Below are 14749 nucleotides of genomic sequence, written 5' to 3'. Positions count from 1 at the left end.
CGCCATCGATCTCCCTTCGCCCGCGCCGACGCTCGTGTTTACGGCCGTGCAACCGGGAATCGTAGGCTCGCCAGAATCATTGCGCAGCGAGACCGCGTATTCGCATGGACCACAGCGAAGCTGCACATTCCAATAAAACAACCATTGCGGCGCACAGCCGGCAAAGGTCGACGAGGTATTAGTATGAACGCCCTAAAGAAACCGCCGCCGATCAAGGCGGAAAACCTGCTGCCGTCGAGACTGGCCGATCAGCAGCTCGACCATCTGGAGCGGATGATCGGCTCGATCGTCAAGAACAGCCCGGCGGCTCCCGTGCTTGGCCTGGACCCCGAATATTGGGAAAGCCGCGTCCGGGCGCTGGTGGAAGAAAACAACTTGCTGGTGGTTCAGCAGCAACGCGTGCAACGTCTTTTGATCAAGCTGCAGCAACGCGTAAAAAACAAGACGATGGACCCGGCGGCAGCTTGAGTCTCCTCGCGCCACCGTCCGGCGCCTGCAACCACGCGTTCGATCAGTTGCCGATTTTCAGCAGTTCCACTTCAAACGTCAGCGTGCTGTTCGGCGGAATGGCGCCCACGCCCCGATCGCCGTAAGCCGTTGCCGGCGGGCACACCAGCTTTGCCTTTTCGCCCACCTTCATCTTCTGCAGACCCTGCGTCCAGCAAGGAACGACACGTCCCAACGGGAACGATGCCGGCGTGCCGCGCTTGTACGACGAGTCGAACTCGGTGCCGTCCGCGAGCGTGCCGCGATAGTTGACCGTGACGGTGTCGGCAGCGGTCGGCTGCGCGCCCGTGCCGGCCTTCAGTTCGGTCACGGTAACGCCGGAAGGCAGCGTTTCAGTTGCGGCGGCGGCATAAGCCGATGAAGCGAGCAGAACCATCGAAAGCAAAAGCGATACTTTTTTCATAAAACGTCCGGATTATTTCGTGGGTGAAATGATGTACACGATTTCTTCGATCAACAGGAAATCGAGCCGCTTACCATAGCACGAGCGTGCCCACGCTCAGAGATGCCGCGATTCGGCGGGCGGCTCGCCCCAGTTGTCGTGACGGCCGTCGGCGACACGCACCGGCGCCTCTATGAGCTCGGTGGGCTCGGCGTTATCGAGTGAAGCCAACTGCACCGACACGTAATGGCCGCCGATCTCCTCGACATATCCACGGGCGAATGAACGCACGCCGCAGTGGCGGCAAAACAGGTGATGACCGACCTTGTGACCGAACTGATAATCGGTCGTGTCCTGCTCGCCGGAAAGCAGGCGAAAGGCGTCAGGTTTGATGATCGCGTTCCAGTTGCGCGTCTTGGTGCAGATCGAACAGTTGCATTTGTTGGTGCCGAGGCTCAGGTCGATGTCGGCTTCGAATCGAACCGCGCCGCAATGGCAACTGCCTGTATAAGTCTTCAGCATCGCATCCTCCCGGGAAATGGCGCACCGAAAGTGTACAGGCGTGCATGCCCGGAACGGCGTTGCCGGAACTGCAGTAGGATCGTTGACAATAAAAACCTCCTACGGTGCCATTCATGAACGTCACGCCCTTTCAGATAGCGATCCCCGATACCGCCCTGCACGACCTTCACGAACGGTTGTCCCGTGTACGCTGGCCGCAGTGTGTCGCGGATCTGGGATGGCGCGAGGGCACGGACGAGGCGTTCCTGAAACGTCTTCTCGATTACTGGCAGAACGGCTTCGACTGGCGCACGCAGGAATCGCGGCTCAACGCGCTGCCGCAATTCACCACCAGGATAGACGATCGAACCATCCACTTCGTGCACGCGCGTGGAAAGGGGCCGGCGCCCCTGCCACTAATCCTGACGCATGGCTGGCCGGGATCGTTTATCGAAATGGAGGCGATCATTCCCTTGCTCGCCGATCCCGCCAGCCACGGCGGCGACCCGCGCGATGCGTTCGACGTCGTGGTGCCGTCGCTGCCCGGGTACGGGTTTTCGTCCGCACCGTCAACGTCCGGCACGGGACCGTCCGAAGTCGCGCGTGTGTGGGCGGCGCTCATGGAAGGTCTCGGCTATGGAAGATACGGCGTGCAGGGCGGCGACTGGGGCGCGGCTGTCTCCACATGGCTGGCGTTTCAGAATCCGGAAAACGTCGCGGGGCTTCATCTGAATTACATTCCGGGGTCGTACCGGCCGCCGCTCGACGGCGGCGAAGCTCCGCCCTCGCCGGAAGAGACGCAATTCCTCGATACAGCCAAAGCATGGGCCGACGCCGAAGGCGGTTACGCACATGTTCAGGGCACCAAACCGCAGACGCTTGCGTTCGGCCTGAACGATTCGCCGGCCGGTCTGGCGGCGTGGATCGCCGAAAAGTTCTACAGCTGGAGCGACAACGGCGGCGACCTCGAAAAAGCGATTCCGCTCGATGCACTGCTCACCAATATTTCGATCTACTGGTTCACCGGCACGATCGGCTCTTCGTTTCGCATGTATCTGGAAAGCCGGCGGCGGCCCGTGCATTTCACGAGCGGGCAACGCGTGCTGCCGCCAACGGGCATTGCAGCCTACCCGCACGAATTGCCGTTGCCGCCGCGCTCGTGGATCGAGCGTGTCTACAACGTGCAGCGGTGGACCACCATGCCGCGAGGCGGCCATTTCGCCGCAATGGAAACGCCGCATGAGCTTGCCGAAGAACTGCGGACATTCTTCAGGCCGCTGCGTTGAGCGGATCGATGAACGCCCTAAAGCAGATCCTTCGCCGGACCCGGATCGGGCAGAGTGGAAACCGCGCCGGGACGTCGAAGCATCTTGTCGACTTCGCCCGCGTGCAGCTCCTCCACGTGGATCATCTGCCGCGCGTATTCCTCGAGCGCTATGGAGCGGCCTTCGACCTCGCGCAGCAGCGTCCTGTAATGCTCCAGCGCAAGCTTTTCGCTTTCGAGCGATTCGCGCAGGATCGAGCCTATGTCGAAGGTATGGGAATCCAGCAACGGCCCTATTTCAAGCGATGGATACGCGCCGAGCGTCGTGATCCACTCGCCGGCCTGCTGCGCGTGAAGCAATGACTCGTCGGCTTGTTCACGCAGCCACGCAACAATCGGGATGCGGCCGAAGCCGAAAACGAGGAATGAGTAGTGGGTGTAACGGACCACGCCAGCGAGTTCTGACTCGAGAATCTGGTTGAGAATTTCGACGACGCGTTGCTGATTGATTTCCGGCATCTTCGCCTCCAGGTGCGCACACGGGTAACGCTCGGGACAAGCAGCGTTTTTCATGGTGCGCCTCAAGCGGCAAGCAGATCAAGCGCGTTGCTTGGCGCGCCGCAGCATTTGGCGGTCGGTCAGAACTTTTCCATCTGCCGATGCGCGCTCATTGCAATGCCCAGCGGCAATGCAATGCCGACAAAAATGCCGAGGAGCGCCCCGAATGCGTGCGCAAGCTCGGCAGGCGTCAACATCGACAAGTGCAAGCCGCACATTGCGAACCACGTCAGCACGGTTTCAAAGGTTTGTATCAGCATGAGCTGCCCCTTGGTTTATGCAGGTTTGACCGGCTTCTTGCGTTTGTCGGACGCGGGTTGCTTGAACATCGCCTTGCACTCTGGACTCAGCTTATTGAAGTTGGCCTTCATGCATGACGTGATTTTCTGCTCGTTCGGAATCTCCGATGCGCAAAATCGGATGGCGTCGCCCTTGCAGGCCGCCGTCTGCTCGTCGCGGGTTGCAGCAAAAGCGGCGCCGGCTGACGACATCACAAGGATCGAAACTAGAGCGTATACAAAGCGGAGCATGTTCACGATAAAAAGCAAAGGTGCTTTTATTACCGCAAACATCACGCCAGATCCGCACAAGAGGGTCGAGTTATTCTTCTAATGATTTTCGACCCTTGCGCTGCAAGGCTTTCGGCGATTATTCTCCGCGCGAGCGTGAATCAATCGTCACGTGTCGCGCCCGATTTAGCGCGTTAGAACGTCGTCCACGCTGCGTCTTTTGCAAGCGAGGGCGCTTGTCTGGTCATCTTTGCCGATACCGCCGGTTTTTTCGGTGCGTGCGTTGGCGCTGGCGCGAATGCATGGACGCTCACCTCAGAAGCATCGATCGTGAAAATCGATACCAGTTCGCGCAACGTATTGGATTGCGCGGCCATCGACTGAGCCGCCGCCGATGCCTCTTCAACGAGCGCAGCGTTTTGCTGCGTGACTTCGTCCATCTGCATGACGGCCTGATTGACCTGTTCGATACCCGTATGCTGCTCGCCCGATGCCGCGCTGATCTCGCCCATCAGGTCCGTCACGCGTTTGACCGACTGCACGACTTCGGACATGGTGCGACCGGCTTCATCGACGAGTTGCGTGCCTGCATTGACGCGCTGAACCGAGGCGCTGATCAGGTCCTTGATCTCCTTCGCCGCCGACGCGCTGCGTTGCGCCAACGTCCGTACCTCGCCTGCGACCACCGCGAATCCGCGGCCTTGCTCGCCCGCCCGGGCCGCTTCGACCGCGGCGTTCAGCGCGAGAATGTTCGTCTGGAACGCAATGCCTTCTATCACCGTGATGATCTCGGCGACCTGTTTGGAGCTGCTGGAGATTTCTCCCATCGTCTGGACGACGCGGTTCACGACTTCACCGCCTCGCACCGCGGTCTCCGATGCATTTGCGGCAAGCGAATTGCCCTGCAGCGCGTTCTCGGCGTTCTGCTTCACGGTTGCGGTGAGCTCCTCCATGCTTGCCGCCGTTTCTTCCAGCGACGCCGCCTGTTCTTCCGTGCGCTGGCTCAGGTCGGTATTGCCCGCTGCGATCTGCGCGGAACCCGTGGCAATGCTGTCGCTGCTGTTTCGCACGCGGCCGACCACGTCCACGAGCCGCTCGTTCATGTGGCGCATCGCGGCAAGCAACTGACTTGTTTCGTCCTTGCCGCTCACATCGATCACCGCAGTCAGGTCACCCCGCGCCACTGTTTCGGCAACCTTCACGGCACGCCCGATCGGCGCCGTGATCGAGCGCGTGATCAGTACGCCGATCGTCACGCCCGCAACCAACGCGATGACAATCAGGACGCCTGTCGTGACCATCGCCGATTGATAGGTCGATGCCGCGCCCGCCACTTCCCTCTCGGCGCCAGCACGATTCAACTCGATGTCCTGTTCTATGAGTTTCAGCGTTCCGGTGAATTCCTTGCCCGCGTCGCCGCTCGAGATGGCGCGCGCTTCGGCTATGCCTGCGTCGCCTTTATCGGCGGCTTCGAGAAGCTTGGCGTCGGCGGCGATGTAACGGCCCCAACCGCTTTTGATGTCCTCGAAGAGCTGTCTTTCTTCCGGCGAAGAAATCAGTTTTTCATAGCCGGCGAATGCCCCTTGAACCTTTGTCGCAGCGGCGTCGTGCTCGGCCCGGTTGGTTTGCCTTTCGTTCGCGTCCGCGGCGAGCAGATAGCGCAGGCTCGTACGGCGCATGGTGTTTGCGTATGACTGGATGCGTCCGGCGGCCTGAACGCTTGGCAGCCAGTCGTTAGCGAGTTCAAGGGTGCCGTCGTAGATACGGGATGTCTGCCACAACGTCAAACCGCCGACGGCGCACAAGAGGATCAGGATTGCGGCGAAACCTGCGGCAAGCCGGGTTCCGATTTTGAAGTTGCTGAGGGTCATGCTGATGCTCTCCGAGAGGTGTGTCGATGCACACGATTACGGAGAACTGGGGCGAATCTGAAATGACCTTTCAGATTTGGCGTGGAGTTTGTGTTTTGTAAGTTTGTGCGGTGCGGCGGACGATCGTTGATTTGTATACGTAAATTCGTCGAGCGGTTTAGTGGTTCGCACAAAAACTGAACAGCTATTCTAAACTCTTTCTCGAAGACAGCATTTTTAGAGTAAAAAACACTCACATAGATGACTTATTTAAAATTATTTAACTTTATCTGCAATCGCGTCCGAATTAGCGTTTCCTTACAACGAACACTAAAATCGGCATTTGTCTGACTATTACCGAAATCATGTCTCATCATCGAGAAGCGTGCGGATCATGCGCCCAGGATTCGCCACGAAAGCGCGCATGACCTGGACGTGTTCGGTATCGTCGTAATCGACGCGTGCAACGCCGTCGGCCGTGAACTGATAAATCCACGCATCCGGATAAGCCATGAGAATCGGCGAATGCGTCGCAATGACAAATTGCGAGTCGTCGTTCGCCAGATCGTGGATGCGCGCGAGCGCGGCGAGCTGGCGTTGCGGTGAAAGCGCGGACTCCGGCTCGTCAAGCAGATAAAGGCCTTTGCCCCCAAAGCGGTTCATCAACAACGCGAGAAACGCTTCGCCGTGCGAGCGTTCGTGCAACGACTGGCCGCCGTAAGAGCCGATGACCGGCGGTCCAAAGCCGCCTTCGGCATCGAGATTTTCGATCTCTGTCGCGACATTGAAAAAACTTTCGGCACGCAGGAAAAAACCGTCCTTCGGCTTCTTGAATCCCTTGGCGACACGAAGGTATTCATCGAGCGTGGAATGAGAAGAGCGGGTATCGAAGCGGAAATTTTTCGTGCCGCCTTCCGCGTTGAAGCCCATGGACACCGCGATGGCTTCGAGCAGCGTCGACTTCCCCGACCCGTTTTCACCGACAAAAAACGTCACCTTCGGATGCAGTTCGAGCGTGTCGAGCGAGCGGACGGCAGGCAGCGCAAAGGGATAGACATCGAAAGATTCGACTTTTTCCCGCTGCAATGTAATACGGCTGATGTACTGGCTGGAGATCATGCGTGCGTTGTAGCGCTGACGAAGCGCCATCTTAACGCGTCGCTGCGAGCCGGTCGCTCACGCTTCCACGATCACTTCGAAACCGCCGTAGATCATGCGTTTGCCGTCGAAGGGCAGCGGATTTTTGTCAGGTTGAAGTCGCGGATCCGCCATGACCGCGTTCATGCCTTCGTCGCGAGCCTGGCGTGACGGCCAGACAATCCACGAGAACACAACCGCCTCGTCGTCCTTGCGTTTGACAGCCATGGTGAACGACGTCAGCGTGCCTTCGGGAACGTCGTCGCCCCAGCACTCGACCACCTTCAACGCGCCGTGCTCCCTGAAAACGCCCGCAGCCATGTGCGCGTGCTGCCGGAACGCTTCACGGTTGGCCGTGGGCACGGCCGCGAGAAACCCATCGATGTACGTCATGTCGCATCTCCTGTTCAGTCGTTCGAAAAAGGAGCACGCACAACGACGTTGTGCGCCTCCTTGCTCAACGACGAACGACGCGGCCGGAAATCGACATCGGGTTCAGCTTACGGGCGCAGGTTCGGGCACCGGCGCCGGAACATGCTGCGCAATCTGTTCGCGCAGCTTGATCAACGCAAGCACCGTGTCGATAGTCGGCGTTGCCTGCCCGAGCAGCCGCCCCATTTCCTGCACGACGGTCAGCAACGGATCGATTTCCATTGGACGATGCGCTTCGAGGTCCTGAAGCATGGACGTTTTGTGCGCACCGACGGCGCCCGCGCCATCTATACGTTTTTCCACATCCACCCGGAAATGCACCCCGAACCGTTCCGCGATGGATTTCGCTTCGAGCATCATGGTCCTCGATACATCGCGCGTCGCCGTGTTGCTCGTGATCACGTCGAGCGTTGCATGGGTCAGTGCGCTGATCGGATTGAAGCAGAGGTTGCCCCAGAGCTTGAGCCAGATTTCATCGCGGATATTGTCGCGAATGGGGGCATCGAGGTCCGCTGCAACCATGATCTCGTGCAGTTTTTGAACGCGTTCGGTGCGCTCGCCGCTCGGTTCCCCAATGGGAAACTTCTTGCCATACACGTGGCGTATCACACCCGGTTCCGTGATTTCAGCCGCCGGGTAAACCACGCAGCCAATCGCGCGCTCAGGGCCAAGTTGCTTCCACTGCTTGCCGCCCGGGTCGATGCTGTCAAGCGTCGTGTTGGCGAACTCTCCGCCGTGCTTGTAGAAATACCAGTAAGGGATGCCGTTGACGGCGGTCACGATGGCGGTCTCGGGACCGAGCAATGGCTGCATTGCAGCGACCACGCCCGGCACCGAATGCGCCTTCAACGCGATGATGACGTAGTCCTGCACGCCGAGTTCGCGTGGATCGGATGAGCACCGGACCTTGACGGTGCGCTCGCCGCCATCAATCTGGAGGCGCACGCCCTTCAATTGCATGGCCGCGAGATGCGGGCCGCGCGCAACGAAGCTGACGTCCGCACCGGCTGAAGCGAGTTGCGCGCCCAGGTACGCGCCGATTGCGCCGGCGCCATATACACAGATTTTCATCGGACTCTTCCTGTTTTAAATAACGAATTCTGTCGGGCCAGATGGAACCGTCAATCCGGCTTCAGGCGATGCGAATATCTCGGCGCGTCCTGCGAAGCCGCGGGTTGTGGTTCATGCCGTGCGATCGGCGACGGTCTCCACGTCGCGCGCCGGCATTCCTGATGAAGTGCCATGTTGCTGAACTCGAATGCCTCAGGCTGAAGCCATGATGGCAACGTTCATCCATTAACGAAAGTGAAAGTTTCTTATGCCTTGGATTAGGTAAACCTTATATATTCCGGATGCCTAATAAATTTTGGATGCGCGTGGTCAACGCGCTGTTTAAAGCGCGTATGTGGAATGCAGCGCTTGGTCAAACCCTTGCAATCCGCAGCAGGTTCGTCGTGCCCGGTTCTCCAAACGGCATGCCTGCCGCGATGGCAATTTGATCGCCGGATGTAGCGAAGCCTTGTCTTGCAGCAATGCCGCACGCCGCGCTGACCATTTCGTCCACCGATCCAATGTCCGGACTCACCGTGGAATGCACACCCCACACGAGCGCGAGGCGTCGTGCGGTTGCGAGCTTTGGCGTGATGCTCAGGATGGGCGCGGCCGGACGCTGGCGTGCGGCGCGCAAGCTCGTGTGTCCCGACGTGGTGTACGTCACGACGGCAACGGCGTCGATGGTCTGCGCGACATCGCGCAACGCGGCGCAGATTGCATCGCCGGGCGTATTCAGCGGCAGTTCGTGTTGTGCATCGATCAGGCTCCTGTACAACGGATCGTGCTCCACTTCCTTGATGATGCGGTCCATCATCGCGACCGCTTGCACCGGGAAAGCGCCGCTCGCCGATTCCGCCGAGAGCATGACGGCGTCGGCGCCATCGTAGATTGCAGTCGCAACGTCCGATGCCTCCGCACGTGTCGGCACGGGCGCCGAGATCATCGACTCGAGCATTTGCGTGGCGATGATCACCGGTTTGCCATGGCTGCGGCACGACCGCAGAATACGTTTCTGCACGCCCGGAACGCGCTCGGGGGGCAATTCGACGCCCAGGTCGCCGCGCGCGACCATCACGGAATCGGATGCCTGGACGATTTCATCCAGACGATCGAGCGCCGCCGGTTTCTCCAGCTTGACCATCAGGCCAGCGCGATCGCCGATCAGCTCGCGCGCATCGACAAGGTCCTCCGGGCGTTGCACGAAGGAAAGCGCGATCCAGTCAGCGCCGAGCGACAACGCAAACGCGAGATCGATGCGATCCTTTTGCGTCAGCACGGGAATCGGCAGGATGGTGTCGGGCACATTCACGCCCTTTCTGTCCGAGAGAACTCCGCCGTGCTTCACACGGGTTCGGATGCGTTTGCCGGTGTTATCGAGGACTTCGAGGCGAAGCTTGCCGTCATCGAGCAAAAGCGACTGGCCCGCAGCCACGACTTCGAACAACTCGGGATGCGGCAGATATACCCGGTTGACATCGCCGGGTTCCGGGTCGGTATCGAGCGAAAACTCCGCGCCTTCGGCCAGCATCACCTTGCCCGCTGCAAACGGGCCCACGCGCAGCTTCGGGCCTTGCATGTCGGCGAGTATCGATATTGGCCGGCCCGATGCGCGCTCGACTTCACGCACGAGGTCATAACGGCGTTTGTGATCCTCGTGCGAACCGTGGCTGAAGTTCAGGCGGAACACGTCCGCGCCGGCGTTGAAGAGCTGCGTGATCGTATCGATATCGGACGTCGCGGGACCGAGCGTCGCGACGATCCTGGCTTTGCGTGAGCGGATCATGGGGTTCCCGTCTTTCGATCAGGCGGCGGACAGTTGACGCAGCAATGCGTCGACACTCGTCTTGGCATCGCCGAAAAGCATGCGCGTGTTGTCCTTGTAGAAGAGCGGGTTGTCAACGCCCGCGTAACCGGTCGCCATGCCGCGTTTGGAGACCACGACCGTTCGCGCCTTCCACACTTCGAGCACCGGCATGCCGGCAATCGGGCTGCCCGGATCTTCGAGTGCGCCCGGATTCACAATGTCGTTCGCGCCGATCACGAGCACGACGTCCGTCGTGTGAAAGTCCTCGTTGATCTCGTCCATTTCAAGCACGATGTCATACGGCACTTTCGCTTCGGCGAGCAGCACGTTCATGTGTCCCGGCAAGCGTCCAGCGACCGGATGAATGCCGAAGCGAACCCTCACGCCGAGTGCTTCGAGCTTGCGCGTGATATCGCTGATCGTGGTCTGCGCCTGCGCCACGGCCATGCCGTAACCCGGCACGATGATGACCTCGGATGCATCGCGCAGGATGGCGCAGACTTCGTCGATACTCGTTGCGATCACTTCGCCGCCAACGTCCGCTGTGCTCGTTCCGCTTGCTGCGCCAAAGCCGCCCAGGATCACCGACAGGAAGCTGCGGTTCATCGCGCGGCACATGATGTAGCTCAGGATTGCCCCGCTCGAACCGACCAGCGCGCCGGTCGTGATCAGCAAGTCGTTGCTCAGCATGAAGCCGGTCGCAGCGGCTGCCCATCCGGAATAGCTGTTGAGCATGGACACGACCACGGGCATGTCCGCCCCGCCGATCGCCATCACGAGATGCACGCCGAGCGCTGCCGCAAGCACGATCATGATGAGCAACGCGGTGATGCCGTCGGCGACCACGTTGGCCGTCATGAACCGGTAACCCAGCGCCACGCACGCGACCAGCACCGCGAGATTCAGCATATGCCGCGCGGGCAAGACGAGCGGCTTGCCGCTGATCGTGCCTTGCAGCTTCAGGAACGCGACAATGGAGCCCGTGAACGTGATTGTGCCGATGAACACCCCAAGGTAGATCTCGCAGAGATGAATGGTCAGCTCGGCGCCGGCGATATCGCCCATCGGCATGAGGTAGTTGGTGAAGCCGATCAATACCGCCGCAAGTCCGACAAAGCTGTGCAGCACCGCAACGAGCTGCGGCATTTGCGTCATCTCGACACGCCGCGCGAGCACAGCCCCAATCGCCGCGCCGATCACAGCCGCTGCCAGCACGACCGCAAGCCCTGCGCCTTGCGCGATCAGCAATGTCGCAACGACCGCGATCAGCATGCCCGCTACGCCATAGATGTTGCCCCGGCGCGCGGTGCTCGGATGACTCAACCCGCGCAAGCTCAAGATGAAAAGCACGGTGGCGCCCAGATACGCAATGTTGCCAATTCCGTTCAGCATGTTTTTTCTCCTTAATTGCGCTGAAACATCTTCAACATGCGATGGGTCACGAGGAACCCGCCTGCAATGTTGATCGTGGCAACCAGCAACGCGATACCGCCAAGCACCGTCACGAGCGTGTCGGATGTACCGAGTTGCAGCAACGCACCGATCACGATGATCCCGCTGATGGCATTGGTCACGCTCATGAGCGGCGTATGCAATGCGGGCGTCACGTTCCAGACCACCTGGTAACCGACGAACACCGCAAGCACGAACACAGTCAGATGCGCGACGAAAGCAGGCGGCGCGACCGCACCGAGCGCGAGCAGGGCTACTGCGGCAACAGCCAGGATCACGATCGACATGAAGGCGCTGCGCGGTTCTTCCTTGATATCCGTTGCAACGAGTTTGGCGGCCGCAGGTTTATGCGGCGCGATGGCCGCCGTTTTTGGCGGCGGCGGCGGCCAGCTCACGACGCCGTCATGCACGACCGTTGCGCCGCGCATCACGTCGTCGTCCATGTTGATCTTCGCGATGCCATCCTTCTGCGGCGTGAGATCGGTCAGCAAATGACGGATGTTGGTGCCGTAAAGCTGGCTCGATTGCGTGGCCATGCGGCTTGCGAGATCGGTATAACCGACTATCGATACACCGTGGATCTGCGCCACTTCACCCGGCTGCGTGAGCTCGCAATTGCCGCCTTGCTCGGCCGCCATATCCACGATCACGCTGCCCGCGCGCATCATGCCGACCATCTCCGCGGTGATCAGCTTCGGCGCGGGTTTGCCCGGAATCAGGGCGGTCGTGATGATGATGTCCACTTCCTTCGCCTGTGCCGCGAACAGCGCCATCTCGGCTGCGATGAACTCCGCGCTCATCTGTTTCGCGTAGCCGCCACCGCCGCCGCCTTCTTCCTCGATATCGATCGTGAGGAACACAGCACCCATGCTTTCCACTTGCTGCTCGACCTCGGCGCGGGTATCGAATGCACGCACGATCGCGCCCAGACTGCGCGCGGCGCCGATCGCCGCCAGGCCCGCAACGCCTGCGCCGATCACCAGCACTTTCGCCGGCGGCATCTTGCCTGCGGCAGTGATTTGCCCGGTGAACACGCGCCCGAAATGCTGCGCCGCTTCGATAACCGCGCGGTAACCCGCCATGTTCGCCATCGAGCTGAGCGCGTCGAGCTTTTGCGCGCGCGAGATGCGCGGTACGGAGTCCATGGCCATGACGTTGGTGCCGGCCGCTGCAAGTTGCGCGAGCAACGCGGCGTTTTGTGCCGGCCAGATGAAGCTGATCAGCGTCGCGCCTTTTTTCAGCAGCGCCGCTTCCTGTGGTTCGGGCGCGCGCACCTTGATCACGACGTCGGCGCCGGACCACAACGCGGTCGTGTCGCTCACAATCCGAGCGCCGGCTGCACGGTAGGCGTCGTCATCGAATGATGCGGCGAGGCCCGCCTGCGATTCCACATTCACCGCGAAGCCGAGTTTCAACAACTGGCCGACGGTTTCGGGTGTCGCGGCAACGCGGCGCTCGCCCGCGCGGATTTCGCGCGGTACAGCAATGGTCATGGCCATGTCAGGCTCCGCCCGCTAAAACGTTCGACAACACCCCGATCCCGCCAATAGACACTTCCACCGTCGCGCCATCCTTGATCGATCCGACGCCAATGGACGTGCCGCACGCGATCACATCGCCGGGTTCGAGGGTCATGTCTTGCGAGATCAGGCTCACTTGCTGCGCGGGCGAATAGATCATGTCGGAGAGCGGATAGTTCTGGCGCTCGACGCCATCGAGACGCGTGACGACATGCGCATTGCGCCAGTCGAAATCGCGCTGGATCGCGGGGCCTATGCAACTGAAGGTATCGAAGCCCTTCGATCTGCACCATTGCGCGAAGTTGGGATCTTCGTTGAGGAGTTCGGCGGCGGTGACATCGTTGATGCAGCTATAGCCGAAGATATGGTCATCGGCTTCTTCCGCCGACACATTGCTGCAGCGCTTGCCGATCACGATTGCCAGTTCGCCTTCGTATGCGATCTTGCCGCTGTAAGCCTTCGGTCGCCGGATGGGTTCGCCGTGGCCGATCACGGAAGTCGGCGGCTTGATGAGAAACAGCGGATGGGAAGGCGCGGCCTTCCCCAGTTTCTCCGACAACGCGTGAAAGTTGTTCCAGAGCGCGACCACTTTTGTCGGTACGCACGGGCTCAGCAGCGTGACGTCTTCAAGGCTCAGCAAATTGGCGCCGGGAGTCGAAACCCCGAACATCTCGCCGTCGTATTGCGTGATGCGATGGTTTTCCAGAACGCCGAATCCCGTCTGGCCATGCGCGTTCCGAAACCGTATCCACGTTTTCATCGTTTGTCTCCTGCAAGTTTTTATGGGGTGCGCTGACGCCGGCTGCATTTCAGCCGCGTCGCATCATCTTTTATTGCAAGCCGGCGTTTTAAATGGCGCCGACCGCTCGCAAATGCGCAATCTGTTCCGGCTGATAGCCGAGTTCGGCCATCACTTCGTCGGTGTGTTCGCCGAGCAAGGGCGAGCGCGTGACTTCGGTGGGGCTATCCGACAATTTGATAGGATTCCCTACGGTCAGGTATTTGCCGCGCACTGGATGATCGACTTCGACAATGGTTCCGGTTTCGCGCAACGACGGCTCTTCCGCGATTTCTTTCATCGATAAAATCGGGCCGCACGGAATGTCGTATTTGTTCAGAATGTCCATGGCCTGGAATTTGGTCTTGGTCATGGTCCAGCGTTCGATCTCGGCGAAGATGTCCTTCAGATGCGGCAGTCGCGCGGCGGCGGTGGCGTAGTTCGGATCGGTGGCCCATTCTTCCTTGCCGATCACGTTGCAGATCTTCGCCCACACGGGCGCTTGCGTAATGAAATAGATGTACGCGTTCGGGTCCGTTTCCCATCCCTTGCATTTCAGGATCCAGCCAGGCTGACCACCGCCGGATGCGTTGCCTGCGCGTGGTACGGCTTCACCGAACTCGCCATTGGGATACTGCGGATATTCCTTCATCACGCCTGTGCGTTCCAGGCGTTGCTGATCGCGCAGCTTCACGCGGCACAGGTTGAGCACGCTGTCCTGCATCGCGGAGAGAACGTACTGGCCGCGACCCGTTGTGTGTCGTTGAAAAAGCGCTGTCACAATGCCGAGTGCGAGATGCAGGCCCGTTCCCGAGTCGCCAATTTGCGCACCGGTCACAACGGGCGGACCATCGTCGAAACCTGTCGTCGACGCGGCCCCGCCCACGCATTGCGCCACGTTCTCGTAGACCTTGCAGTCCTCATACGGACCGGGACCAAAACCTTTCACCGACGCCACGATCATCCGCGGGTTCAGTTCCTGGACGCGTTCCCATGTGAAGC

15 protein-coding genes and 1 pseudogene are annotated in these 14749 nt (G+C 60.2%); 2 read left to right on the top strand and 14 right to left on the bottom strand.

Going from position 1 to position 14749, the window contains the following annotated elements:
* Positions 1 to 468: pseudogene (locus ACFFAR_RS09770) on the top strand (hypothetical protein); the annotation flags it as partial.
* Between the two features lie 43 nt (positions 469 to 511).
* Here the strand turns inward: ACFFAR_RS09770 and ACFFAR_RS09765 are convergent.
* Both ACFFAR_RS09765 and ACFFAR_RS09760 read right to left on the bottom strand, forming a co-directional pair.
* Positions 512 to 910, bottom strand: coding sequence for an FKBP-type peptidyl-prolyl cis-trans isomerase (locus ACFFAR_RS09765; protein WP_056360399.1), 399 nt, complete (start codon positions 908 to 910; stop codon positions 512 to 514).
* Between the two features lie 96 nt (positions 911 to 1006).
* A complete protein-coding gene (locus ACFFAR_RS09760; protein ID WP_062001235.1) occupies positions 1007 to 1411 on the bottom strand; it encodes a GFA family protein in 405 nt (134 codons plus the stop codon).
* 113 nt (positions 1412 to 1524) lie between these two features.
* Here ACFFAR_RS09760 and ACFFAR_RS09755 point away from each other — a divergent pair, with 113 nt between their 5' ends.
* Complete coding sequence (locus ACFFAR_RS09755; RefSeq protein ID WP_375507817.1) at positions 1525 to 2676, top strand: epoxide hydrolase family protein; 1152 nt, start codon at positions 1525 to 1527, stop codon at positions 2674 to 2676.
* Positions 2677 to 2693: 17 nt separating this feature from the next.
* On the opposite strand, the gene ACFFAR_RS09750 is transcribed toward ACFFAR_RS09755, so the two are convergent.
* From ACFFAR_RS09750 to frc, 12 genes are all read right to left on the bottom strand, one after another.
* Positions 2694 to 3173: a bacterioferritin gene (locus ACFFAR_RS09750; RefSeq protein WP_075360336.1), complete on the bottom strand. Its 480-nt coding sequence runs from the start codon at positions 3171 to 3173 to the stop codon at positions 2694 to 2696.
* Positions 3174 to 3292: 119 nt separating this feature from the next.
* Complete coding sequence (locus ACFFAR_RS09745; RefSeq protein WP_174362706.1) at positions 3293 to 3472, bottom strand: hypothetical protein; 180 nt, start codon at positions 3470 to 3472, stop codon at positions 3293 to 3295.
* Positions 3473 to 3487: 15 nt separating this feature from the next.
* A complete protein-coding gene (locus ACFFAR_RS09740) occupies positions 3488 to 3784 on the bottom strand; it encodes a hypothetical protein (RefSeq protein ID WP_375507818.1) in 297 nt (98 codons plus the stop codon).
* Positions 3785 to 3915: 131 nt separating this feature from the next.
* Positions 3916 to 5592, bottom strand: a complete 1677-nt coding sequence (locus tag ACFFAR_RS09735) for a methyl-accepting chemotaxis protein (protein ID WP_174362707.1) — start codon at positions 5590 to 5592, stop codon at positions 3916 to 3918.
* A 342-nt stretch (positions 5593 to 5934) separates the two neighbouring features.
* Positions 5935 to 6690 (bottom strand): AAA family ATPase, encoded by a 756-nt coding sequence (locus tag ACFFAR_RS09730; protein WP_174362716.1) that lies wholly within the window; start codon positions 6688 to 6690, stop codon positions 5935 to 5937.
* A 57-nt stretch (positions 6691 to 6747) separates the two neighbouring features.
* On the bottom strand, positions 6748 to 7101 hold the full coding sequence (locus ACFFAR_RS09725) for a DUF1428 family protein (protein WP_174362708.1): 354 nt from the start codon (positions 7099 to 7101) through the stop codon (positions 6748 to 6750).
* A gap of 102 nt (positions 7102 to 7203) precedes the next feature.
* The gene (locus ACFFAR_RS09720; RefSeq protein ID WP_174362709.1) at positions 7204 to 8211 is read right to left on the bottom strand and encodes a 2-dehydropantoate 2-reductase; all 1008 of its coding nucleotides are present in this window, start codon (positions 8209 to 8211) and stop codon (positions 7204 to 7206) included.
* Positions 8212 to 8563: 352 nt separating this feature from the next.
* A complete protein-coding gene (pyk, locus tag ACFFAR_RS09715; protein WP_174362710.1) occupies positions 8564 to 9976 on the bottom strand; it encodes a pyruvate kinase in 1413 nt (470 codons plus the stop codon).
* A gap of 18 nt (positions 9977 to 9994) precedes the next feature.
* Positions 9995 to 11389: a Re/Si-specific NAD(P)(+) transhydrogenase subunit beta gene (gene pntB, locus ACFFAR_RS09710; protein WP_174362711.1), complete on the bottom strand. Its 1395-nt coding sequence runs from the start codon at positions 11387 to 11389 to the stop codon at positions 9995 to 9997.
* Between the two features lie 11 nt (positions 11390 to 11400).
* Entirely contained in the window at positions 11401 to 12948 is a 1548-nt protein-coding gene (locus tag ACFFAR_RS09705) for a Re/Si-specific NAD(P)(+) transhydrogenase subunit alpha (RefSeq protein WP_174362712.1), read from the bottom strand.
* Position 12949: 1 nt separating this feature from the next.
* Positions 12950 to 13729, bottom strand: a complete 780-nt coding sequence (locus ACFFAR_RS09700; RefSeq protein ID WP_174362713.1) for a fumarylacetoacetate hydrolase family protein — start codon at positions 13727 to 13729, stop codon at positions 12950 to 12952.
* Between the two features lie 88 nt (positions 13730 to 13817).
* The coding region (gene frc, locus ACFFAR_RS09695; RefSeq protein WP_174362714.1) for a formyl-CoA transferase at positions 13818 to 14749 on the bottom strand (932 nt) is incomplete at its 5' end.

Source organism: uncultured Caballeronia sp. (assembly GCF_964243625.1).
Lineage (GTDB): Bacteria > Pseudomonadota > Gammaproteobacteria > Burkholderiales > Burkholderiaceae > Caballeronia.
This window is presented reverse-complemented; position numbering and strand designations above follow the sequence as displayed.

Coding starts and splice junctions, on each gene's coding strand:
- ACFFAR_RS09720 (WP_174362709.1), bottom strand. CDS start 8,211: ATGAAAATCTGTGTATATGGCGCCGGCGCAATCGGCGCGTACCTGGGC.
- ACFFAR_RS09705 (WP_174362712.1), bottom strand. CDS start 12,948: ATGGCCATGACCATTGCTGTACCGCGCGAAATCCGCGCGGGCGAGCGC.
- ACFFAR_RS09725 (WP_174362708.1), bottom strand. CDS start 7,101: ATGACGTACATCGATGGGTTTCTCGCGGCCGTGCCCACGGCCAACCGT.
- ACFFAR_RS09700 (WP_174362713.1), bottom strand. CDS start 13,729: ATGAAAACGTGGATACGGTTTCGGAACGCGCATGGCCAGACGGGATTC.
- pyk (WP_174362710.1), bottom strand. CDS start 9,976: ATGATCCGCTCACGCAAAGCCAGGATCGTCGCGACGCTCGGTCCCGCG.
- ACFFAR_RS09745 (WP_174362706.1), bottom strand. CDS start 3,472: ATGCTGATACAAACCTTTGAAACCGTGCTGACGTGGTTCGCAATGTGC.
- pntB (WP_174362711.1), bottom strand. CDS start 11,389: ATGCTGAACGGAATTGGCAACATTGCGTATCTGGGCGCCACCGTGCTT.
- ACFFAR_RS09735 (WP_174362707.1), bottom strand. CDS start 5,592: ATGACCCTCAGCAACTTCAAAATCGGAACCCGGCTTGCCGCAGGTTTC.
- ACFFAR_RS09740 (WP_375507818.1), bottom strand. CDS start 3,784: ATGTTTGCGGTAATAAAAGCACCTTTGCTTTTTATCGTGAACATGCTC.
- ACFFAR_RS09730 (WP_174362716.1), bottom strand. CDS start 6,690: ATGATCTCCAGCCAGTACATCAGCCGTATTACATTGCAGCGGGAAAAA.
- ACFFAR_RS09750 (WP_075360336.1), bottom strand. CDS start 3,173: ATGCCGGAAATCAATCAGCAACGCGTCGTCGAAATTCTCAACCAGATT.
- ACFFAR_RS09760 (WP_062001235.1), bottom strand. CDS start 1,411: ATGCTGAAGACTTATACAGGCAGTTGCCATTGCGGCGCGGTTCGATTC.
- ACFFAR_RS09755 (WP_375507817.1), top strand. CDS start 1,525: ATGAACGTCACGCCCTTTCAGATAGCGATCCCCGATACCGCCCTGCAC.
- ACFFAR_RS09765 (WP_056360399.1), bottom strand. CDS start 910: ATGAAAAAAGTATCGCTTTTGCTTTCGATGGTTCTGCTCGCTTCATCG.